Annotated in this window: 27 protein-coding genes; 8 read left to right on the forward strand and 19 right to left on the reverse strand. The window is 71.1% G+C overall.

Annotated features, from left to right (window positions below):
- Positions 1 to 858: a tRNA pseudouridine synthase A gene (locus tag ASH01_RS02730; protein WP_056771043.1), complete on the reverse strand. Its 858-nt coding sequence runs from the start codon at positions 856 to 858 to the stop codon at positions 1 to 3.
- Positions 859 to 985: 127 nt separating this feature from the next.
- Here ASH01_RS02730 and ASH01_RS22805 point away from each other — a divergent pair, with 127 nt between their 5' ends.
- Positions 986 to 1,531, forward strand: a complete 546-nt coding sequence (locus ASH01_RS22805) for an AMIN-like domain-containing (lipo)protein (protein ID WP_056771046.1) — start codon at positions 986 to 988, stop codon at positions 1,529 to 1,531.
- 90 nt (positions 1,532 to 1,621) lie between these two features.
- Here the strand turns inward: ASH01_RS22805 and rplQ are convergent, their stop codons facing one another.
- From rplQ to infA, 7 genes are all read right to left on the reverse strand, one after another.
- Entirely contained in the window at positions 1,622 to 2,320 is a 699-nt protein-coding gene (rplQ, locus tag ASH01_RS02740; protein ID WP_056771050.1) for a 50S ribosomal protein L17, sunset domain variant, read from the reverse strand.
- Positions 2,321 to 2,392: 72 nt separating this feature from the next.
- Positions 2,393 to 3,424: a DNA-directed RNA polymerase subunit alpha gene (locus tag ASH01_RS02745; protein WP_020143206.1), complete on the reverse strand. Its 1,032-nt coding sequence runs from the start codon at positions 3,422 to 3,424 to the stop codon at positions 2,393 to 2,395.
- 158 nt (positions 3,425 to 3,582) lie between these two features.
- A complete protein-coding gene (gene rpsD, locus ASH01_RS02750; protein WP_045191881.1) occupies positions 3,583 to 4,191 on the reverse strand; it encodes a 30S ribosomal protein S4 in 609 nt (202 codons plus the stop codon).
- A gap of 31 nt (positions 4,192 to 4,222) precedes the next feature.
- Positions 4,223 to 4,618, reverse strand: a complete 396-nt coding sequence (gene rpsK, locus ASH01_RS02755) for a 30S ribosomal protein S11 (protein WP_020143208.1) — start codon at positions 4,616 to 4,618, stop codon at positions 4,223 to 4,225.
- A 56-nt stretch (positions 4,619 to 4,674) separates the two neighbouring features.
- Positions 4,675 to 5,049 (reverse strand): 30S ribosomal protein S13, encoded by a 375-nt coding sequence (rpsM, locus tag ASH01_RS02760; RefSeq protein ID WP_020143209.1) that lies wholly within the window; start codon positions 5,047 to 5,049, stop codon positions 4,675 to 4,677.
- A gap of 225 nt (positions 5,050 to 5,274) precedes the next feature.
- Entirely contained in the window at positions 5,275 to 5,388 is a 114-nt protein-coding gene (gene rpmJ, locus ASH01_RS02765) for a 50S ribosomal protein L36 (RefSeq protein ID WP_006592630.1), read from the reverse strand.
- 155 nt (positions 5,389 to 5,543) lie between these two features.
- Entirely contained in the window at positions 5,544 to 5,765 is a 222-nt protein-coding gene (gene infA / locus ASH01_RS02770) for a translation initiation factor IF-1 (protein WP_013493543.1), read from the reverse strand.
- Positions 5,766 to 6,025: 260 nt separating this feature from the next.
- On the opposite strand from infA, the gene ASH01_RS02775 reads away from it, so the two are divergent.
- The 5 genes from ASH01_RS02775 to ASH01_RS02795 all read left to right on the forward strand — a co-directional run bounded on the left by ASH01_RS02775 (position 6,026) and on the right by ASH01_RS02795 (position 11,219).
- Positions 6,026 to 7,348, forward strand: a complete 1,323-nt coding sequence (locus tag ASH01_RS02775; protein ID WP_056771053.1) for a sensor histidine kinase — start codon at positions 6,026 to 6,028, stop codon at positions 7,346 to 7,348.
- Complete coding sequence (locus ASH01_RS02780) at positions 7,345 to 7,998, forward strand: response regulator (RefSeq protein WP_369793445.1); 654 nt, start codon at positions 7,345 to 7,347, stop codon at positions 7,996 to 7,998. Before ASH01_RS02775 ends, ASH01_RS02780 begins: the two co-directional genes overlap by 4 nt.
- 127 nt (positions 7,999 to 8,125) lie before the next feature.
- A complete protein-coding gene (alr, locus tag ASH01_RS02785; protein WP_082619359.1) occupies positions 8,126 to 9,310 on the forward strand; it encodes an alanine racemase in 1,185 nt (394 codons plus the stop codon).
- The gene (locus ASH01_RS02790; protein ID WP_056771055.1) at positions 9,307 to 10,425 is read left to right on the forward strand and encodes a D-alanine--D-alanine ligase family protein; all 1,119 of its coding nucleotides are present in this window, start codon (positions 9,307 to 9,309) and stop codon (positions 10,423 to 10,425) included. Before alr ends, ASH01_RS02790 begins: the two co-directional genes overlap by 4 nt.
- The gene (locus ASH01_RS02795) at positions 10,422 to 11,219 is read left to right on the forward strand and encodes a M15 family metallopeptidase (protein ID WP_200958935.1); all 798 of its coding nucleotides are present in this window, start codon (positions 10,422 to 10,424) and stop codon (positions 11,217 to 11,219) included. The genes ASH01_RS02790 and ASH01_RS02795 overlap by 4 nt, the downstream gene beginning before the upstream one ends.
- On the opposite strand, the gene ASH01_RS02800 is transcribed toward ASH01_RS02795, so the two are convergent.
- The gene (locus ASH01_RS02800; RefSeq protein WP_056771057.1) at positions 11,188 to 11,532 is read right to left on the reverse strand and encodes an iron chaperone; all 345 of its coding nucleotides are present in this window, start codon (positions 11,530 to 11,532) and stop codon (positions 11,188 to 11,190) included. The two genes, ASH01_RS02795 and ASH01_RS02800, sit on opposite strands and share 32 nt — an antisense overlap.
- 119 nt (positions 11,533 to 11,651) lie before the next feature.
- Between ASH01_RS02800 and ASH01_RS02805 the strand changes: the two genes are divergently transcribed.
- A complete protein-coding gene (locus tag ASH01_RS02805; RefSeq protein WP_056771060.1) occupies positions 11,652 to 11,873 on the forward strand; it encodes a hypothetical protein in 222 nt (73 codons plus the stop codon).
- Between the two features lie 36 nt (positions 11,874 to 11,909).
- Positions 11,910 to 12,650, forward strand: a complete 741-nt coding sequence (locus ASH01_RS02810; RefSeq protein WP_056771065.1) for a hypothetical protein — start codon at positions 11,910 to 11,912, stop codon at positions 12,648 to 12,650.
- 75 nt (positions 12,651 to 12,725) lie between these two features.
- Here ASH01_RS02810 and ASH01_RS02815 read toward each other — a convergent pair whose 3' ends face one another.
- The 10 genes from ASH01_RS02815 to rplF all read right to left on the reverse strand — a co-directional run bounded on the left by ASH01_RS02815 (position 12,726) and on the right by rplF (position 21,192).
- Positions 12,726 to 14,141 carry a DHA2 family efflux MFS transporter permease subunit gene (locus ASH01_RS02815; RefSeq protein WP_235509536.1) on the reverse strand — a complete coding sequence of 472 codons (1,416 nt, stop codon included), beginning with the start codon at positions 14,139 to 14,141 and terminating at the stop codon, positions 12,726 to 12,728.
- A gap of 295 nt (positions 14,142 to 14,436) precedes the next feature.
- Complete coding sequence (locus tag ASH01_RS02820) at positions 14,437 to 15,870, reverse strand: serine hydrolase domain-containing protein (protein ID WP_056771068.1); 1,434 nt, start codon at positions 15,868 to 15,870, stop codon at positions 14,437 to 14,439.
- Positions 15,871 to 15,933: 63 nt separating this feature from the next.
- Positions 15,934 to 16,788: a type I methionyl aminopeptidase gene (gene map / locus ASH01_RS02825; RefSeq protein WP_056771070.1), complete on the reverse strand. Its 855-nt coding sequence runs from the start codon at positions 16,786 to 16,788 to the stop codon at positions 15,934 to 15,936.
- A gap of 61 nt (positions 16,789 to 16,849) precedes the next feature.
- Positions 16,850 to 17,419 carry an adenylate kinase gene (locus ASH01_RS02830; RefSeq protein ID WP_056771072.1) on the reverse strand — a complete coding sequence of 190 codons (570 nt, stop codon included), beginning with the start codon at positions 17,417 to 17,419 and terminating at the stop codon, positions 16,850 to 16,852.
- Positions 17,419 to 18,741, reverse strand: a complete 1,323-nt coding sequence (secY, locus tag ASH01_RS02835) for a preprotein translocase subunit SecY (protein ID WP_056771074.1) — start codon at positions 18,739 to 18,741, stop codon at positions 17,419 to 17,421. Before secY ends, ASH01_RS02830 begins: the two co-directional genes overlap by 1 nt.
- A 178-nt stretch (positions 18,742 to 18,919) precedes the next feature.
- Positions 18,920 to 19,396, reverse strand: coding sequence for a 50S ribosomal protein L15 (rplO, locus tag ASH01_RS02840; RefSeq protein ID WP_020143225.1), 477 nt, complete (start codon positions 19,394 to 19,396; stop codon positions 18,920 to 18,922).
- Positions 19,397 to 19,398: 2 nt separating this feature from the next.
- A complete protein-coding gene (gene rpmD, locus ASH01_RS02845; protein ID WP_020143226.1) occupies positions 19,399 to 19,581 on the reverse strand; it encodes a 50S ribosomal protein L30 in 183 nt (60 codons plus the stop codon).
- On the reverse strand, positions 19,581 to 20,237 hold the full coding sequence (rpsE, locus tag ASH01_RS02850; protein ID WP_020143227.1) for a 30S ribosomal protein S5: 657 nt from the start codon (positions 20,235 to 20,237) through the stop codon (positions 19,581 to 19,583). Before rpsE ends, rpmD begins: the two co-directional genes overlap by 1 nt.
- Positions 20,238 to 20,277: 40 nt before the next feature.
- Positions 20,278 to 20,652, reverse strand: coding sequence for a 50S ribosomal protein L18 (gene rplR / locus ASH01_RS02855; protein ID WP_056752819.1), 375 nt, complete (start codon positions 20,650 to 20,652; stop codon positions 20,278 to 20,280).
- A 3-nt stretch (positions 20,653 to 20,655) separates the two neighbouring features.
- Entirely contained in the window at positions 20,656 to 21,192 is a 537-nt protein-coding gene (gene rplF, locus ASH01_RS02860; RefSeq protein WP_028785452.1) for a 50S ribosomal protein L6, read from the reverse strand.
- Position 21,193 lies beyond the last annotated feature (1 nt).

Here is a 21,193-nt window from a genome sequence, read left to right on the forward strand (position 1 = left end):
TCAGACGGCAGAACGGCGTGCCCGCGTGGCCACGGCCCGCGCGGCGAGGTCGTCGTCGTCCGGGTAGACGACCTCCTCGAGGCTGAGGCCGTGCGGCGGCATGACGTGGATTCCCGCGGTGCGCTCGGCCCGGTCCCGGAGCGCCCGCGGCCAGTCCACAGCGCGACGGCCCTCGCCGACGGGCACGACGGCACCGACGAGCGACCGCACCATCGAGTGGCAGAACGCGTCGGCCCGCACCGTGGCGGCGAGCACGCCGTCGGGAAGGCGGACCCATGAGAAGTCGAGCAGCGTTCGCACGGTCGTCGCACCCTCCCGCTGCTTGCAGAACGCCGCGAAGTCGCGCAGCCCGACGAGCGAGCGCGACGCCTCGTCCATGGCCGCAACGTCGAGGGGCCGGCGCCACCAGACCGTGTCGTGGCGTCGCAGCGGGTCACGGTCCGCGTCGGGGTCGGCGAGGCGGTAGAGGTAGCGCCGCTCGACGGCTGAGAAACGTGCGTCGAAGCCAAGGGGGGCCACCACCGCACGGCGCACGACGACGTCCGTGCCCAGCAGGCCCCCGAGACGACTGACGAGGGCGACCCCCGGCTCCCGGTCGGAGCGACCCGGCAGGGCAGCCCAGGCGTGGGCGTCGAGGTCGATGTGGGCGACCTGACCGCGCGCGTGGACGCCGGCATCGGTGCGGCCGGCCACGGTGACCCGGACGGGCTCGGGGCTGCGCAGCACCGTCGACAGGGCAGCGGTCAGCTCGCCCTGCACCGTGCGCAGCGCCGGCTGGGCGGCCCACCCCGAGAAGGCTGTCCCGTCATAGGCCAGGTCGAGGCGCACGCGCAGCGTGGACCCACTCGACTCGCTCATGGCGCCCGAGCCTAACGGGATCCGATGGGCCCGTGACCAGCGCCCGTCAACCGCGCCGGGGCCCTGCACGTCCTATGAGTGGGACACCGGACGACCCGGTCCGGGCCCGCCAGAAGGGGGAACCTCCATGCACACCGTCACCCGCCGCATCCTCGTCGCCGCGTGCGCGGCCGCACTCACCGCCCCGGTCGCGTCCGCCGGCACCATCACCCCCGCGACCGCCTCGACCGCGCCGTCCTGCGGCATCACGTGGGGATCCGGTGCGAAGGCGACGAGCCCCACCCAGCTCTGGACCGGCGCCGTCACAGCGGTCCTGGCTGGCCGGCACGCCTGCTACGACCGGCTCGTCATCGACCTCGCCCATGGCCGTGGCACCCTCGGCTACGACGTCCGCTACGTCGGCGCCGTCACCGCGCCGGGCAGCGGCCTCCCCGTCCCCGTGAGCGGTGGCGCGAGGATCCAGGTCACCGTCGACGCGCCGTCGGTCCTCGGCCGGACCACGACGACCTTCTCCGGATGGACCACCTTCCGGCAGCTGCGGGGCGTCGGCAGCTTCGAGGGCTACACCGACTACGGGCTCGGCGTGCGGGCGCGGCTGCCGATGCGCGCCTTCGTCCTGACCGACGCCGACGGTGGCCGCCGTCTCGTCGTCGACGTCGCCCACCGGTGGTGAACGAGAAGGGCCCCGCACCACTGGTGCGGGGCCCTTCTCGTCGCGCCGGAGCGCGAGGTCACTCTGGGTGGCTCAGGTGGCTCAGGTGGCTCAGGAGCCGGAGCCGGCCTTCGTGAAGCCGGCGGCCTCGGCGTCCTCGGCGGACTTGAACCAGAACTCGGCGATCGTCTGGTCGTACCACTGACCGTCGGCCTCGTGGTACTTGCCGGAGTCGGCGTTGCCCTTGACGGTGTAGCCGTCCTCGGGCGACGAGCCGTCCTCGTTCGCGGCGACGGCGCCCTTCGGCAGCTCCACAGCAGCCTCGGTGGCCTCGGCCTTCTCGGCGTCCTCGGCGGCCTTCGTCTCGGCAGCCGCCTGCTTCGACTCGCTCTGCTTCGCAGCGCGCTTCGTGGCAGCCTCGGCCTCCTTGACCGTCGCCTTCTTGGCCGACAGCGGCTCGCGGACGAGCTCGATGACGACCATGGGGGCGTTGTCGCCCTTGCGGGCGGCGATCTTCGTGATGCGGGTGTAGCCACCGTCGCGGGCCGCCATGTCAGGGGCGATCTCGGCGAACAGGCGGTGGACGACACCCTTGTCGCGCACGACCGTGAGGACGCGGCGACGGGCGTGCAGGTCGCCGCGCTTGGCGAACGTGATGAGACGCTCGGCGAGCGGGCGCAGACGCTTGGCCTTGGCCGCGGTCGTCGTGATCTTGTCGTGCTCGAAGAGCGACGTCGCGAGGTTGGCCAGGATCAGCCGCTCGTGGGCGGGGCCGCCACCGACGCGGGGACCCTTGGTGGGGGTGGGCATTTCGTTTCTCCTAGAAGTCCGACCAGGCCGTTCTCGAGCAGTTCGCCGAGGGCTCGGTCAAGAAGCGGTTGGTCAGAGACGCTCGTCCTCGACGAACGACTGGTCGTCGTCGTCGCTGTAGTCGTCCTCGCCGTAGCCGTCGACGAGGGCAGACGGGTCGAACCCGGGCGGGCTGTCCTTGAGGGCCAGACCCATGCCGACGAGCTTGGCCTTGACCTCGTCGATCGACTTCGCACCGAAGTTGCGGATGTCGAGCAGGTCGGCCTCGCTGCGGCCCACGAGCTCACCCACGGTGTGGATGCCCTCGCGCTTGAGGCAGTTGTAGGAACGAACGGTGAGGTCGAGGTCCTCGATCGGCAGGGCGAGGTCGGCGGCGAGCGCGGCGTCCGTCGGCGACGGGCCCATGTCGATGCCCTCGGCCTCGACGTTGAGCTCGCGAGCCAGACCGAAGAGCTCGACCAGCGTCTTGCCGGCCGAGGCCATGGCGTCACGCGGGGTCATCGAGTTCTTCGTCTCGACGTCGACGATGAGCTTGTCGAAGTCGGTGCGCTGCTCGACACGGGTCGCCTCGACCTTGTAGGTCACGGTGAGCACCGGGCTGTAGATCGAGTCGACCGGGATGCGGCCGATCTCCTGGTCACCGGACTTGTTCTGCTGCGCCGAGACGTAGCCACGGCCACGCTCCACGGTCAGCTCCATCTCGAGCTTGCCCTTGTCGTTGAGCGTCGCGATGTGCAGGTCGGGGTTGTGCACCTCGACACCAGCCGGAGGCGTGATGTCGGCGGCGGTGACCGCACCCGGACCCTGCTTGCGCAGGTACATGACGACCGGCTCGTCGTGCTCCGAGGAGACGACGAGGCCCTTGATGTTGAGGATCATCTCGGTGACGTCCTCCTTCACGCCCGGAACGGTCGTGAACTCGTGGAGCACGCCGTCGATGCGGATGGAGGTGACCGCCGCGCCCGGGATGCTCGAGAGCAGGGTGCGACGGAGGGAGTTGCCGAGCGTGTAGCCGAAGCCGGGCTCGAGCGGCTCGATGGTGAAGCGGCTGCGGTTCTCGACCACGACCTCTTCGGAGAGCACGGGACGCTGTGCGATGAGCACTGTTCATTTCCTTCCCACGGGCGACCGCAATATGACGCCTCGTGAAACTGCCCGGTCGTGATCCGGGCGGGCCGGCTCGGCTCTGTCTGCGAGCGCGACCCCAGGCACAAGGGTCCCCGTATGCCGTGAAGCGGGCTTCACGGCATACGGGGCCTTGATCAGTTCTTCGAGTAGAGCTCGACGATCAGCTGCTCGGTGAGCTGCGAGTCGATCTGCGCACGCACCGGGAGCTGGTGGATGAGGATCTGCAGCGAGCCGTCGACGACCTGCATCCACGCCGGGACGGGACGCTCGCCGAACGTCTGGCGGGCCAGCTCGAACGGGAAGCTCTCGACGGACTGCTTGCGGACCGTGATGATGTCGTACTGCTCGACGCGGTAGCTCGGGACGTCGACGCGCACGCCGTTGACCTCGAAGTGACCGTGCGTCACGAGCTGGCGGGCGTGGCGACGCGTGCGGGCCAGGCCAGCGCGGTAGACCACGTTGTCCAGACGCGACTCGAGGATCTGGAGGAGGTTCTCACCGGTCTTGCCGGGGCGCTTCGCCGCTTCCTTGTAGTAGCGGACGAACTGCTTCTCCATGACGCCGTACTGGAAGCGGGCGCGCTGCTTCTCCTGGAGCTGGGTGAGGTACTCCTTCTCCTGGATCCGGCGACGGCCGTGCTGGCCGGGCGGGAAGGGACGGAGCTCGAAGTTCTTGTCGCCGCCGACGAGGTCCATCTTGAGGCGGCGGGACTTCTTGGTGATCGGGCCGGTGTAACGAGCCATGTTTCTAGTTCTCTCTCTCGCTCAGGCCGGATCAGACGCGACGGCGCTTGGGCGGGCGGACACCGTTGTGCGGCGTGGGCGTGACGTCGCTGATCGCGCCGACCTCCAGGCCGGTGGCGGTGAGCGAACGGATCGCCGTCTCGCGGCCCGAGCCCGGGCCCTTGACGAAGACGTCGACCTTGCGCATGCCGTGCTCCATGGCGCGGCGGGCAGCAGCCTCGGCGGCCATCTGGGCGGCGAACGGGGTGGACTTGCGCGAGCCCTTGAAGCCGACCTGGCCGGCAGAGGCCCACGCGATCACGGCGCCGGTGGGGTCCGTGATCGAGATGATCGTGTTGTTGAACGTGCTCTTGATGTGAGCGTGCCCGTGGGCGACGTTCTTCTTCTCCTTGCGACGAACCTTCGTCACACGAGCCTTGGGAGGCATTTTTCTCCTACGTCAGAACTGAATGTCGGTGAGACGTGATCGCGAGGCGATCAGCGTCACTTGGCCTTCTTCTTGCCGGCCACGGTGCGCTTCGGGCCCTTGCGGGTGCGCGCGTTGGTCTTGGTGCGCTGACCGCGCACGGGCAGACCACGACGGTGACGGAGACCTTCGTAGGAGCCGATCTCGACCTTGCGGCGGATGTCGGCCTGCACCTCACGGCGAAGGTCACCCTCGAGGCGGTAGTTGCCCTCGAGGAAGTCACGAAGCGCAACGAGCTCGGTCTCACCGAGGTCCTTGACGCGGGTGTTGGGGTCGACGCCGGTGGCAACCAGCGCCTCCTTGGAACGGGTGCGACCCACACCGAAGATGTAGGTCAGGGCGACCTCGACGCGCTTCTCGCGCGGAAGGTCGACTCCAACAAGACGAGCCATGTTGGGTTGTCTCCTGATTTCTGTGACGCGGAGGTCTGGAGCAAGGCACCGATCCGGGGTCACGGTCCGCCACTCAGAAGGACGGGCCACCGGTCCCCGGCCTCCGTGCCGGGGGTGACGTCCTGCGCCGACACGACGGTCGGTCATCAGGGGCCGGGTGCTGCTTTCATTCACTTGTCTTGCGTGCTGTCGAAGTTCTGTCGACGGCGAGGGTGGTGTTTCTGCTCAGCCCTGGCGCTGCTTGTGGCGCAGGTTCTCGCAGATCACCATGACCCGACCGTTGCGGCGGATCACCTTGCACTTGTCGCAGATCTTCTTGACGCTCGGCTGAACCTTCATCTGCCTGCTGTCTTCAGATCGCGCGCCTGCCATCGCGGGCCCCGGAGGGCACGTGACGATCAGGTGCTTGGTTGTGTAATCGGGAGTTGGTGCCTCGCACTCGTCCCGGCCTGACATGCCCGCTCTCGCGGACCGGTCGCGGCCGACCCTGGTGCTCAGCGGTAGCGGAAGACGATCCGACCGCGGGTCAGGTCATAGGGCGAGAGCTCGACCACCACACGGTCCTCCGGGAGGATCCTGATGTAGTGCTGTCGCATCTTGCCCGAGATGTGTGCGAGCACCTTGTGACCGTTGGAGAGCTCCACCCGGAACATCGCGTTCGGGAGAGCCTCGACGATCGTGCCCTCGATCTCGATGACACCGTCCTTCTTGGCCATATCCTCCGTCTATCTGTTGGTGGCCGACCCGGACTGAACCGGCCTTTGGGACGTGCCTGGGTGCCGTGCTCGTCGCACAGCGAGAACTCAGGCGCCGAGGCACACGACACCCAACGCACAAGACTACGCCACGGGGGCCCGTTCCCCGAAATCGTGGCCGGAGGCGACGACCCCGCCCGAACCATCCCCCGTGGGGGGCCCCGCGGAAGGTCCTCCCACGGGAGGATCCCGTATGCCGTCGCCTTGGGTAGCGTGCTCGCGTGACCGTCCGGCCCGCACCCCAGGCTCCCGCTGCGCCGGCCGCACCCGGCGGGGCGGCCCGGCCGCTAGTCGACCGCGTCGGGGCGATCATCGCCTTGCTCTACTTCGTCACGTCGATCACGGTCGCCGCCGGGCTGGGCCGCAGCGCCTGGTGGGTCAACGTGCGGGACCAGCCTGCGGTCCTCGGCTACGTCGGCATCGGGCTCGGCGCCCTCGCCCTGCTCCTGCTCCCCCGCTTCCCGCGCGCGACGTTCGCGGCGTGCGGGGTGCTCGCCTACCTGCTGTACGCCGTCGGGGCCATGCTCGGGCTGCCGACGGTGCTCATGGCCCTGGTCGCGCTCTTCGGCGTCACCCTCTGGACCGACCGGCGCGGCGGGCTGTGGGCCCTCGCGGCGGCGCTCGGCTCGATCGGCCTCGCCACCGTGCTGCTCCTCCTCCGCTTCGGCTACCTCCTCCCGCCGCTCGAGACCTTCCTGTCCGACCGGGTCGCGGTCTTCCTCTTCAACAGTGCCGCCGTCGTCGTGCTCACCTGGGCCGTGGCCGACCAGGTGCGCGCCGCCCGGGAGCGGGCCGCGCTCCAGGACGAGTCCGCGTCGCACGCGGCCGACGCGGCCGCCCACGAACAGGCCGAGCGCGCTGCCGTGAGCCGCGCTGACGGCCTGGCCGACCGGCAGCGGATCGCCCGCGAGATGCACGACGTCGTGGCGCACGGACTCTCGGTCATGATCGTGCAGGCCGACGGTGCGCGTTTCGCGGCCGCCTCCGACCCGGACGCCGCGACGACCGCGCTCGCGACGATCGCCGCGACCGGGCGGGCCTCGCTGGCCGAGATGCGGCGGCTGCTGGGCGTGCTCCGCGACGACACGACCGGCGTCCCGGAGGCGCCGCAGCCGGGACTGGCCGACATCGAGACGCTCGTGGCGGGCCTCACCGCGGGCGGGAGGGTCGTGCACCTGCGCCAGGAGGGCGAGCTGCTGCCCCACGACGCGACCGAGGGTGACGCCGCGACCGGGCTGACGGCATACCGGATCGTCCAGGAGGCCCTGACGAACGTCATGAAGCACGCCGGCGAGGACGCGACGGCCTGGGTCAGCGTGACGGTCGGACCGAGCCGCGTCGTCGTCGAGGTCGTCGACGACGGCGACGGCGGGAGCCACGTCGACGGCGGTGTGGGCCACGGCCTGCGTGGCATGGCCGAGCGGGTCGAGGTGCTCGGCGGCTCGCTCGTCACCGGACCTGATCCTCGCGGGGGCTACCGCGTCGTGGCGACACTGCCCCGTCTCGCGGCCGGGGCGACCCGACCCATCGAGGTCGCGCCGTGATCCGCGTCATGATCGTCGACGACCAGGCGCTGGTGCGGGCGGGCTTCGCCATGCTCGTGCGCTCGCAGCCCGACCTCGTCGTGGTCGCCGAGTGCGCCGACGGGCAACAGTGCCTCGACACCCTCTCGACGGTGCCGGTGGACGTCGTCCTCATGGACGTCCGGATGCCACGGATGGACGGCATCGAGGCCACCCGCCTGATCGTCGAACGCGACTGCGCCACAAGAGTTCTCGTGCTGACCACCTTCGACCTCGACGAGTATGCCTTCACGGCCCTGCGTGCCGGCGCCTCCGGCTTCCTCCTCAAGGACGCGCCACCCGAGGACCTCCTCGCGGCGATCCGGACGGTGCACGCCGGCGACGCCGTCATCGCGCCGTCGACGACGCGCCGGCTCGTCGAGACGTATGTCCGGAGCGCTCCCGTGGCGCCGGCCCTCATCGACCGCACGACGGCCCTGACCGACCGGGAGCGCGAGGTCTGGGTGGCCATCGCCAACGGCCTGACGAACTCCGAGATCGCCGAGGCGCTCTTCGTGTCCGAGACGACGGTCAAGACGCACGTCGGCCACATCCTGGCCAAGACCGGTGTCCGCGACCGCGTCGCGCTCGTCGTGCTGGCCTACCAGACGGGCGCCGTGGCGCTGTCCTGAGCCGGGCGAGGGCGCGTCCACAGCCGCGTTCTCCACCCGGGCTGCGCCGCGCTCCTCCCTGAGGAGGATGCCGAGCTCGGTCCACGGCCCGATGCGGGCCTCGGGCTCGCGCTCCTAGCGTCGAGTCATGATCGAGACAGACCCGTCGGCCACCGCCGCGCTCGCACCCCCGGGGCCCACCTCGCTGGCCGGCGAGCTCGCCGAGGCCGTCGTCGACCACGGGGCGATCGCGGCGAACGTCCGCGCCCTCCGCGCGACCGCCGGCACCCGGCTCATGGCCGTCGTCAAGGCCGACGCGTTCGGGCACGGTGCCGTGCCGGTCGCCCGCACCTGCCTCGCCGCCGGCGCGTCCTGGCTCGGGGTGACCCGCGTCGGCGAGGCGCTCGAGCTGCGTCGGGTCGGCATCACGGCTCCGGTCCTCGCGTGGCTCTTCGAGCCGTCCCGCGCCGAGGAGGCGGTCGCCGCAGACGTGGACCTCTCGGTGAGCAGCCCCGGTGACCTCGCAGCGGTCGCCCGCGCGACGGGACGCCCCCGCCTCCACCTCAAGCTCGACACCGGCCTGCACCGCAGCGGCTGCCCCGGCGAGGACTGGGCCGGGCTCGTGTCGGCCGCCGCGGCACTGGAGTCGGCCGGTCGGGTCCGGGTGGTCGGCCTGTGGTCCCACCTGTCGCACGGCGGCGAGCCGGACGCGGTGGCGACCCACCGCCAGCTGCTCATGTTCCGCGTCGGCGTCGACCTCGCCCGTGCCGCCGGACTGCGCCCCGAGGTCGTCCACCTCGCGAACACCGCTGCAGTGCAGGCAAACTCACGCCACACGGCATACGACCTCGTCCGGGTCGGAGCCGGGATCTACGGGATCGGCGACGGACTGAGCCCAGCGCTGACCCTGCGCACCCGGGTCGTGCAGGTGCGTCGTGTCGCGACGGGTCGCGGGGTCGGCTACGACCACGTCGGCCGCACGACGCGCGACACCCATCTGGCGCTCGTCCCGCTCGGCTACGCCGACGGGCTGCCACGCGCCGCGACGGGCCGGGCGAGCGTGTGGGTCGGCGGGCGACGGGCCCCGCTCATCGGCCGGGTCTGCATGGACCAGGTCGTCGTCGACGTGGGCCCGGAGCCGGTCCCGGTCGGCGCCGAGGTGCTCGTCCTCGGAGCGGGCGAGTGCGGCGAGCCGACCGCCCGCGACTGGGCGCGCTGGGCCGGCACCAACGAGCACGAGATCTACACGGGCATCGGCGCACGCGTCGAGCGCCGGCATGTCGGGCTCGCCCGGGGCATCCAGGTGCCCGGCGTCGGAACGGAGGAACGATGAGGGTCGCGGTCATCCACGGAGGCACGAGCACCGAGCACGACGTGTCCGTCGCGAGCGGTCAAGGGATCATCGCCGGCCTGCGCAGCGCCGGCCACGACGTCGTTCCCGTCCTCCTCGAGCGGTCGGGCGAGTGGCGGACCGGCACCGGCTCGGGCGTGCGGCACGCCGCCGAGACCCTGCTGGGCTGTGACGTGGCGGTGCCCGCGCTGCACGGGGTGCTCGGCGAGGACGGAACGGTGCAGGGGTTCCTCGAGATCCTCGGGGTGCCCTACGTCGGCTCGCCCGTCGCGGCGAGCGCCGTGTGCCTGGACAAGCAGCTGACGAAGCTCGTCGTGGCCGCCGCCGGGGTGGCGGTCGCGCCGGGACTGTTCGTCCCCTCGGAGCGGGCGGTCGCCGCAACGCGCTCGGCCGCCGAGCTCCAGCGCCTCGTCGACGACGTGCTCGGGGCCGGGCTGCGCGGCCCGCTGTTCGTCAAGCCGGTGCACGGGGGGTCGAGCGTGGGGGTCACCAGGGTCGACGCGAGCGCCGACGGCGGTCGCCGCCGGACGCCCGGGGCCCCGTCGGGTGCTCTGCCGGGCGCTCTGTCGGGCGCCCTGCCGGGCGGCGGTCTGTCGGACGCCCTGTCGCGGGCGCTCTCGACCGCTCTCGAGCACGGGACGGACGGAGTCCTCGTCGAGGCAGAGGTGGCCGGCCTCGAGGTCGACGTGCCGTTGCTCGAGCTGCCCGACGGGCAGGTGCGGTGCGGGCCCGCCCTGCTCGTCGAGAGCGACCCCGACGAGCCGTTCTTCACCGAGGCCGCCAAGTACGCCGGGGCCGGGACGAGGTTCACCGTGCCCGCTCCGCTCCCCCCGGAGCAGACGGCGCGCCTCGGTGAGTTGGCGACGACGGCGTACCGGGCGCTCGGGTGTCGCGGTCTCGCCCGTGTCGACTTCCTCGTGGGACCGGACGGGCCGGTGCTCAACGAGGTCAACACCTTCCCCGGTTTCACCCCGGCGTCGCAGTTCCCGCGGATGTGGGCCGCCGCCGGTCTGACCTACCCGGCGCTCGTCGACGTCCTCGTGCGCACCGCCGCCGGCCGGCCGGTCGACGCGCCCCGTGGTGTGGTCGTCGGATGAGCGCGTCGCCGAGCCGGACGTCGATGGGCAGCTCCACGAGCCCGCTGCTGCTCGCCGACCCACGGGTCAGCTCCATCCCCGTCGTCGAGGACGGATCCCCGCTGGTCGACCTCGCGAGCGTCGGGGTGCGGGTCGAGCACCAGCCCCCGCCACCACCACCAGGTCTCGGTCTGCCGGGCTCTGCACCGGACCGGGCGACCGCGCCCCCGCCCGGACCGCACCGGCTGGTCCGACGCACGCTCGCCGACCGTCTCGGCGAGGCCGGGGCCCTGCTCCCCGACGACCTGCACCTGCTCGTCGTCGAGGGACTTCGTCCGCTGGACACCCAGCGGATGATCCACGCCGCCTACCGGGCGCGCCTCGCGACCGAGCAGCCCGGGCTCGACGCTCACGCCCTCGACCGGCTGGCGAGCCGGTTCGTGGCCCCACCGGCCACGGCCCCGCATGTCAGCGGGGCCGCCGTCGACCTGACGCTCTGCGACGACGACGGGCGCCGGCTCGACCTCGGTTGCCCCGTCGACGCGACCCCCGAGGAGAGCGGCGGGGCGTGCTACTTCGACGCCCCGGGTCTCGACGACGAGGCACGCCACCTGCGGCGCGTGCTCGCCTGCGCCCTGGGCCCGGCGGGCCTCGTCAACTACCCGACCGAGTGGTGGCACTGGTCGTTCGGGGACCGCTACTGGGCCCACGTCACGGGCAGTCCGTTCGCGGTCCACGGACCGGTGGCTGCCCCCGACCACGCCTCGGACGCTGCCGCGACGCTCAGCCCTCGAGCTCGGCCCGGCGCAGGGTGACGATGCGCTCGATGACCTCGTCGGGGATCGGCTGGTCGACGGCGAAACGGATCGTGCCCTTGCTCAGGGAGTGCCCCGTGAGGTCGGGCGCGACGGCTTCGACGACGGCCGGGCTGAACGGGAAGACCGAGAGGTGCTTGGCCGCCGCCGTGATCCCGAGGAGCGGGCGGCCGGCGAGGCGCAGCGCCGGCATCCCGTAGCTCGTGCCCTCGTCCGCCTCGGGTGCCACGCGACGCGCGACGTCGACGACGTGCTGGAGGGCTGCGCGCTGGGCCGGCTCGAGTCCGCCGAGGTAGTCGCCGATCGTTCCCACCCGGCCATGGTCGCACCACCGTCGCCGCCACGGGCGGGTTCGCCACCCCCGGTCGCCCGGGTATGGGTGGGCGACCCCTCCACGGTCGTCGTCGTGACGACCCTCCACGAAAGGCCACCATGAGCGCTCGCACCCGCACGCGCACGCAGACCTCCACCGTCGTCGTGCTGCTCTGGCTCCTCATCGGCGTCTTCGCCGCCTTCCAGCGCGGCTACTTCGGCTCGTCCGACCCCAGCTGCAGCCGGCTGGCCACGACGGCCGTGACGATCGTCGCCGGACCGCTCAACTACATCGGGCTCGACCCGCGCATCGGCTGCTCGACGCCTCAGCCCTCGAAGTAGCCGGGAGCCGGCGGGTGGGAGCGGCATACTGGCCGGGTGACCGAGCCCGGCGCTGACGCCACCGTCCCACCCGCCACCTCCACGCCGTCACCGGCTCAGGAGACGCCGCCTGACCGCACGGACGCGGTCACGGCGCCCCCGTCGGCCGCGGAGAGCGTGGAGGACTACTACGCACGCATCGCGGCCGCGGCCGGCGCGGACGGTCGTCTTCCCGTCGCCGTCGAGGAGATGCCCGGCTGGGACATCTACCCCTACGAGATCGAGGGCCTGCGCCTCAAGCCGGTGCAGCCTCCGGCCGACGAGGAGCCGGCCCGGCGGGGCGAGCAGGCCCGCGACTGCTGGTGCGCCGACGGCTTCGGGGACGCCGACGACCGGCTCGTCTGGTCGAACGCCCGCTGGCGCCTCACCCTCTCCGTCGATACCGGCCTGCCGGTGATGCTCATGCTCATGCCGCTCGCGCACCACGACCTGCCCTCCCTGCCGGGCGACCTCGCCGCCGAGATGGGCCAGCTCGTCGTGGCGGTCTCCGACGCCGTCGAGCACGTGCCGAGCGTCGGCCGGGTCCAGCTGGCGAAGTACGGCGACGGCGGCGCGCACCTGCACCTGTTCTTCCTCGGCCGTCCCGCGCGCATGCTCCAGTTCCGCGGGTCACCCCTCATCGACTGGGAGGAGAACCTCCCCCGGGTCCCCCTCGACGTGCTCCGGGCGAACGCGCGCGTCGTCGCCGAGCGGATGGTCGTCCACGTCGGCGGCACGCCCGGGGGCCTCGGCCGCTAGAGCGCTCGCCGCTGGGCGGTAGGCCGGCGACCGCCGCGCCGTGCCGGCCCGGGTCGACGGCGCCTCGTGCCTTCCTCAGGCCCGGTTGATCGCGGGTCGCTCGAAGAAGAGGACGGCGACGACGCCGATGAGCAGGACCGCAGCGGGCAGCATCATCGACTCGGCCATCGCATCGGCGAAGCCGCTCGCGACCTGCGCCGGCATCGTCGCCCCGGACCCCTGCAGTCCGCCGAGCTGGCCGGAGATCCCCGGCAGGTCGGCGGCGAGCCGGGCCTCGATGAGGGCCGCGATGGCTGCGCTGCCGAGGACCGCACCGACCTGGCGGGTCGTGTTGTAGACGCCCGACCCGGCACCGGCCGACGACAGCGGCAGGTTGCGGGTGGCGGTCGCGCCGAGCGGGCCCCACATGAAGGCGTTGCCGACTCCCATGAGGGCCATGGGCAGGAGCAGCACCCACGTCTCGGTCTCGGGGTGCATGACGAGGGCGAGCCAGAGCAGCGACAGTGCCGTGAGGCCGATCCCGGCCGCGGTGATGCCGCGCGGGTGGACCCGGTCGGCGAGCCGGCCGGACACGGGGGCCAAGCCACCCGAGATGACGGCCATCGGCGCGAGCAGGAGCGCCGAGGCGGTCGGCGACATCCCGCGCACCGCCTGGGCGTAGAGCATGAGGGGGAAGCCCATCGCCGTGATGGAGAAGCCGATGGTCGTGATCGCGACGTTGGCGAGCGAGAAGTTGCGGTCGTCGAAGAGGCGCAGCGGCAACAGCGGCTCGCGGGTGTTGTGCGCCTGCCACCAGATGAAGACGCCGAGCACGAGCAGGCCGACGCCGATGAGGAGCGGCACGGAGACGAACCCGGAGATGGTCCCCCAGTCGTAGGTCTCGCCCTCCTGGACGCCGAACACGACGAGGAACATCCCGACCGCCGAGAGCGCGACGCCGATCCAGTCGAAGCTGTGGCTGTGCGTCTCGAGCCGCGGCACGAGCCGGGCGGCGAGCGCGAAGGCGACGACACCGACGGGCACGTTGATGAAGAAGATCCACTCCCACCCCGGACCGTCGACGAGCAGGCCGCCGACGACGGGACCCACGAGGATCGCCACGCCGGCCGTGGCACCCCACAGCGCCATGGCCTGACCGCGGGAGGCCGCGGGGAACGTGCGGGTGATGACGGCCATCGTCTGCGGCGTCAGCATCGAGGCGCCGAGTCCCTGCACGACGCGGGCGAGGATGAGCCCGGTGATCGTGCCGGTGAGCCCGCACCACAGGGAAGCGAGCGTGAAGACCGTCAGCCCGACGAGGTAGAGGTTCTTCGGTCCGTAGCGGTCGCCCAGCCGGCCGGTGATGAGCAGCGGCGTGGCGTAGGCGAGCAGGTAGGCGCTCGTGACCCAGATGACGCTGTTGACGTCGGTGTCGAGTCCCCTGAGGATCGCGGGGGTCGCCACCGACACGATGGTGGAGTCGACGAGGATCATGAAGAACCCGATGACCATCGCCCAGAGGGCCGGCCACGGGTTGTGCCCGTCGGGCACCCCGCCCAGCGGCGCCACGGGGGCGGCCCTGGGCGCCACGACCTCTCCCGTCGCGTCGCGTCCGGTCACGTCGGTGGTGCTGTCCTCACCGGCCACGATGGCCCCCTTCCGCTGCCTGACGCAGCACCTCTGATTGTCCACCCGGGCACCGACAGCCGTCAGGCTCCCGTCGAGGGTCCGTCCGTGGGTCCGTCCGTGGGTCCTTCGAGCGGCCCGGGACGGGCGCCCGACCGGCCCATGACGGCGCGGGCCCGCCTCAGGCGTACGACCAGCGCGTCGCCAGCCACAGCGGGTCGTTGCCGGTGAGCGGCACCATCCGCCAGGTCAGATCGGCGTCGGCGCCGCGCAGCCGCGCCTCGATGCGGAAGCGGTGGGGCGTCTCGACGGCGATGACCTCCGCGCGGAAGGTGTCCTCGTCGACCCAGCCGCCACTCGAGACGACCGGCAGGGTCGCGCCCGCGGCCACGAGCTCCCCCTCACGCCACAGCCCTCGCCCCACAGGGACGCGCAGCCACTCACCGCGCCGGCTGAGCCCGAGCACGACGTCGGGGCCGTCGCGCGTCACGGAGACGGCGGTGTAGTCGGCCGACAGGTCGGAGCCCTCCGAGCGGGTGAACTCGGCGTACTCCGGACCGAGCGCGTCCCCGGACATCGCGGGGATCTCGAGACCGGCGAGGCGCTCGGTGAGGGCACGGTCGGAGTCGGCGGAACCGCTCCCGCCGATGGCCGGCACGACGTGGGCCCACAGCCCGTCGAGGGTGGACTGCATGCGCGACTGCTCGGCGGTGATCGCCACGACCGTGTCGTGCTCGGGCAGCACGACGAGGAACTGGCCGTAGGCACCGTCGCCGCGGTAGCCGTGGCGCTGCATCCAGAACGAGTAGCCGTAGCCGCGGCGCCAGTCGTCGTCCGCGTCGGGGTCCTCGCTGACCGGTCCGAACCCCCGGGTGGCCTCGGCGACCCACGCCTCGGCCAGCAGCTGGCGCCCCTCCCACCGGCCGCGGTCGAGGTAGAGCTGGGCGATGGAGGCGATGGCCTCGGTGGTCAGGTGCGACCCGGTGAACCCGAGCTCGCGCCCGAGCGGGTCGCGGTGCCAGGGGATGTCGGGCAGCCCGAGGGGCGCGAGCAGCCGCGGTCGCAGCATCTCGACCAGGCTGACCCCGACGACACGCCGCACGATGACGGCGAGCAGGTAGGTCGCCACCTGGTTGTAGGCGAAGACCGTCCCCGGCTGCCGGGTCGGCCGGGTCGCGAAGACGCGCGGGACCCAGTCGTCGCCGTCGCCGCCCTCGCTGCCGCTCAGCCGGTCGAAGACGTGTGCCCACGCATCCTCCTCGTGCCCGACGGTCATCGAGAGGCAGTGCGTGATCCGCACGTCCTCCCAGCCGTCGGCCACCAGGGCGCGGTCGAGCTCGGGGAAGTGGTCGAGGACCCGGTCGTCGAGCGACAGGCGCCCCTCCTGCACGAGGAAGCCGACGGCCGTGGCCGTCACCGTCTTCGAGAGGGAGTACGCGAGGTGGACGCGGCCGGCGGCATACGGCCTCCACCAGCCCTCCGCGACGACGTGTCCGTGACGCACGACCATGAGGCTGTGCAGCCCGAGGTGGTCACGCTCGGCGGCGTCGACGAACGCGTGGATGCCGGCGGCGTCGACGCCCTGCGCCGACGGGGTGCTGCGGGGAAGGCTCACGAGCGTGAGGCTACGCGTCCGGAGCCCGTAGGTGGGTCGGTGACGGCCCCGAGTCGCGCGCGGTCAGGCGGTGACGTCGAGGGGGGCGTATGCCGCCCCGGCGGCCGCGAGGGCAGCCTGGCCACCGTCGACGGCCGTGAGGATCCACAGGCCGTCGTCGCGGACGGCGACCGAGTGCTCCCAGTGCGCGGCCCGCGTGCCGTCGAGCGTCACCACGGTCCAGTCGTCGGCGAGCACCTTGGTGTCGATGCCGCCGAGGGTGACCATCGGCTCGATGGCACCGGTGAAGCCGTCGACGAGCTTGGGGCCCGTCTCGCGCACCGCGTAGTTCGGGATCTGGGGATCCATGTGCATCTGGGTGCCGATGCCGTGGCCGACGTACTCGTCGATGACGCCGTAGGTGCGACCGTCGCGCTCGGCGGCAGCCTCGATGCTCGCCTCGACGGCGTCACCGACGGCGTAGAGACGACCGCCGACCTGCATCGCGGCGATCCCGGCGTAGAGGCTGGCCTCGGTGGCGTCGATGAGGGCGAGGTCCTCGGGACGACCCGCCTCGCGCCCGCCGACGACGGCGGTGAAGGCCGCATCGCCGTTCCAGCCCTTGACCTCGGCGCCGCAGTCGACCGAGACGATGTCGCCGGCCTCGAGGACGCGCGGACCCGGGATGCCGTGGACGACCTCGTCGTTGACGCTCGTGCACAGCGTGTGGCTGTAGCCGGGGACGAGCTGGAAGTTGGGGATGCCGCCGTTGCTGCGGATGAAGTCCTCCGCGAGGCGGTCCAGCTCGAGCGTCGTCAGGCCCGGACGCAGCTCGCTCGCGAGCAGCTCGAGCGTGCGCCCGACGAGCAGGCCGGCCTCACGCATGAGGCGGAGCTGCTCGTCGGTGCGGCCCTGGAGCCGGTTCCGGCGTCCGAACATCGGTGGTCCTTGTCGGTGACGACACCCGACGACGCCTGACGGCGGCGTCGCTGCGGTGTGCTCAGGCGTGCTGCGGCAGGGCCGCGATGACACGGTCGGTGACGTCGTCGACGGCACCCATGCCGTCGACCTTGACGAGGAGGCCGGCGACCTCGTAGTGCTCCGCGAGGGGCGCGGTCTCCTTGCGGTAGATCGCCTGGCGCTCGCGGATGACGTCCTCGGTGTCGTCGGCGCGACCCTCGGTCTCGGCGCGCTTGAGCAGTCGCTCGACGATGGCGTCCTCGTCGACCTCGAGCTCGAGGACCGCGTCGAGCGCGTGCCCGTGCCGCGACAGCATCTCGTCGAGCGCGTCGACCTGGCCCGCGGTGCGCGGGTAGCCGTCGAGGAGGAAGCCGTGGGCGGCGTCGTCCCAGGTGAGCCGGTCCTCGACGATCTCGTTGGTGATGTCGTCGGAGACGTAGCCGCCGGACGTGATGATCTCGTGGACCTTGACGCCGAGCGGGGTCTGGTCCTTGATGTTGGCGCGGAAGATGTCGCCGGTCGAGATGGCCGGGATGCCGAGGCGCTCGGCGATCCGGGCGGCCTGCGTGCCTTTACCGGCGCCGGGCGGGCCGAGGATGATCAGTCGCATTAACGGAGGAACCCTTCGTAGTGACGCTGCTGCAGCTGCGCCTCGATCTGCTTCACCGTCTCCAGGCCCACACCGACGACGATGAGGATCGAGGTGCCACCGAACGGGAAGTTCTGGTTGGCGCCGACGAGGACGAGGGCCACGAGCGGGATGAGCGAGACGATCGCGAGGTAGATGGCACCCGGCACGGTGATTCGGGTCAGGACGTAGTTGAGGTACTCGGCCGTGGGTCGCCCGGCCCGGATACCCGGGATGAAGCCGCCGTACTTCTTCATGTTGTCCGCGACCTCGGTCGGGTTGAACGTGATGGACACGTAGAAGAACGTGAAGAAGAGGATGAGCGCGACATAGGTCGCCATGTAGAAGGGGTGGTCACCCTTGACGAGGTTCTCCTGCACCCACGAGACCCAGCCCGGGTTGTTGCCGTCGGCGCGGGTGTTGAACTGCGCGACGAGACCCGGCAGGGCGAGCAGGGAGCTGGCGAAGATGACCGGGATGACGCCGGCCATGTTGACCTTGAGCGGGATGTACGTGGACGTGCCGCCGTACATCCGGCGTCCGACCATCCGCTTGGCGTACTGCACCGGGATGCGGCGCTGGGACTGCTCGACGAAGACGACCGCGGCGATGACGAAGACACCGAGGATGAGGATGCCGAGGAAGGTGCCCCAGCCCTTGTTCTCCTTGATGGCCCAGAGCGAGGCGGGGAAGCCGGCGGCGATCGAGGTGAAGATCATGAGGGACATGCCGTTGCCGACGCCCTTGTCGGTGATGAGCTCGCCGAACCACATGATGAGGCCGGTGCCGGCCGTCATGGTCAGGACCATGATGAGGATCGTGACCATCGACTGGTCGGTCATGATCGAGTCGCAGGAGCCGCCGAAGAGGCTGGACGGGTTGCGCGCGAAGGTGACGAGGGTCGCCGACTGGAGGATCGCGAGACCGATCGTCAGGTAGCGGGTGTACTGCGTCAGCTTGCTCTGCCCCGACTGGCCCTCCTCCTTGAGCGCCTCGAAGCGCGGGATGACGACCGTGAGCAGCTGGATGATGATGCTGGCCGTGATGTACGGCATGATCCCGAGCGCGAACACGGACAGCTGCAGCAGCGCACCGCCGCTGAAGAGGTTGGCCAGGTTCAGGAAGCCGCTCTGGTCGCCGCTCTGACCCTTGGTGGCCTGCAGGCAGTCCTGCACGAGGCCGTAGCTGATGCCCGGCGTCGGCACGTGTGATCCGAGCCGGAACAGCACGATGATGCCGAGCGTGAAGAGCAGCTTCTTGCGCAGGTCCGGGGTACGGAACGCGCGTGCGAAGGCGGCGAGCACTGGGTCCTCCTGGGGGGCCGCGCGGTGGCGCGGCGTAAGTCATGCAATCCGTGGAAGGTTAACGCAAAGGCGCAACGCCCCGGGCTCCCACCGCGGTGGCCGACGTCACGTCGGCTCGCGGGTCGGGCGCCCGGGGCGCTGCTCACACGAGATGTGTGGTGTTCACTGAAGCCTGGTCTCAGCCGGCGAGGGCCGTGACCGTGCCGCCGGCGGCCTCGATCTTCTCCTTGGCGGAGGCCGAGAACTTGTGTGCCTCGACCTCGACCTTGACGGAGATCTCGCCCGTGCCGAGGACCTTCACGGGGAAGCCGTCACGGACGGCACCCTTGGCGACGAGGTCGGCGACGGACACCTGACCACCCTCCGGGAAGAGCAGCTGCAGGCGGTCCAGGTTCACGACCTGGTACTCCGTGCGGAACGGGTTCTTGAATCCGCGGAGCTTCGGGAGGCGCATGTGCATCGGCATCGAGCCGCCCTCGAAACGCTCCGGGACCTGGTAACGGGCCTTCGTGCCCTTGGTACCACGACCAGCGGTCTTGCCCTTGGAGCCCTCACCACGACCGACGCGGGTCTTGGCGGTCTTGGCTCCGGGGGCCGGACGCAGGTGGTGGACCTTGAGGGCGGACTCGCCCGACTTCTTGGCGTTGTCGGCCATGGTCAGTCAACCTCCTCGACGGACACGAGGTGCGTGACCGTCTTGACCATCCCGCGGATCTCGGGACGGTCCTCCTTGACGACGACGTCGCCAATGCGCTTCAGACCGAGGCTGCGCAGCGTGTCACGCTGGTTCTGCTTGCCACCGATCTCGGAACGGGTCTGGGTCACCTTGAGACGAGCCATCACGCACCAGCCTTCGCAGCCTGGGCCTCAGCCATACCGGCGGCACGGGCCTTGAGCATGGCCGCCGGAGCGACCTCCTCGAGGGTCTTGCCACGACGGGCAGCGACCGACTCGGGGCGCTCGAGCTCGCGCAGGGCCTGGGCCGTGGCGTGCACGATGTTGATGGCGTTGTCGGAGCCCAGCGACTTGCTGAGGACGTCGTGGACGCCGGCGCACTCGAGCACCGCACGCACCGGGCCACCGGCGATGACACCGGTACCGGGGGCGGCGGGGCGGAGCATGACGACACCAGCGGCGGCCTCACCCTGGACGGGGTGCGGGATGGTGCCCTGGATGCGGGGGACCTTGAAGAAGTTCTTCTTGGCCTCCTCGACACCCTTGGCGATGGCCGCGGGAACTTCCTTGGCCTTGCCGTAGCCGACGCCCACCGTGCCGTCACCGTCACCGACGACGACGAGGGCGGTGAAGCTGAAGCGACGACCACCCTTGACGACCTTGGCGACACGGTTGATGGTCACGACGCGCTCGACGTACTGGTTCTTGTCGTCACGGCTGTCGCGGTTGTCGCGGCCGCCGCGGTTGTCACGGCGGTCTCCGCGCTCGGTGCGCTCGCCGCCACCGGCGGGGCCGGTGCCTCGACGCTGCTGTCCGGGCATCAGATGTTCCTCATCTCAACAATTGCGTTCACGAAGTTGCTCACAGGGACAGACCGCCTTCGCGGGCGCCCTCGGCGATCGCCGCGACACGGCCGTGGTACTTGTTGCCACCACGGTCGAACACGACGGCCTCGATACCGGCGTCCTTGGCACGGGCGGCCACGAGCTCGCCGACCTTCTTGGCCTTGGCCGTCTTGTCACCGTCGAAGGAGCGCAGGTCGGCCTCCATCGTCGAGGCCGAGGCCACGGTCTTGCCGACGGTGTCGTCGACGACCTGGACGAAGAGGTGACGGCTCGAGCGCGACACGACGAGGCGGGGACGCGCCGCGGTGCCGGCGATCTTCTTGCGACCGCGAACCTGGCGACGGATGCGGGCGGCAGCCTTGGACTTACCGCGCTTGATGATCATTGCCATGGCTTACTTACCGGCCTTTCCGACCTTGCGACGGATCTGCTCGCCCGCGTAGCGAACGCCCTTGCCCTTGTACGGGTCGGGCTTGCGCAGCTTGCGGATGTTCGCCGCGACCTCACCGACGAGCTGCTTGTCGATGCCCTGCACCGAGAAGCGAGTCGGGTTCTCGACGGCGAAGCTGATGCCGGCGGGAGCCTGGATGAGGATCGGGTGCGAGTATCCGAGCGAGAACTCGAGGTCCGAGCCCTTCGCGGCGACACGGTAACCCGTGCCGTGGATCTCCATCTTCTTCTCGTAGCCCTCGGTGACACCGAGGACCATGTTGTTGATGAGCGACCGGGTCAGGCCGTGGCGCGAGCGCGAGTCGCGCTCGTCGTTGGGGCGCTTGACCTCGAGGTTGCCCTCGCCCAGCTCGACCGTGATCGGCTGCACGACGGTCAGGGAGAGCTCACCCTTGGGGCCCTTGACGATGACGTCCTGGCCCTCGACCTTGACGTCCACACCCGAGGGGATGGAGACCGGAAGTCGTCCGATTCGCGACATG

The organism is Terrabacter sp. Soil811, from assembly GCF_001429655.1.
GTDB lineage: Bacteria > Actinomycetota > Actinomycetes > Actinomycetales > Dermatophilaceae > Terrabacter.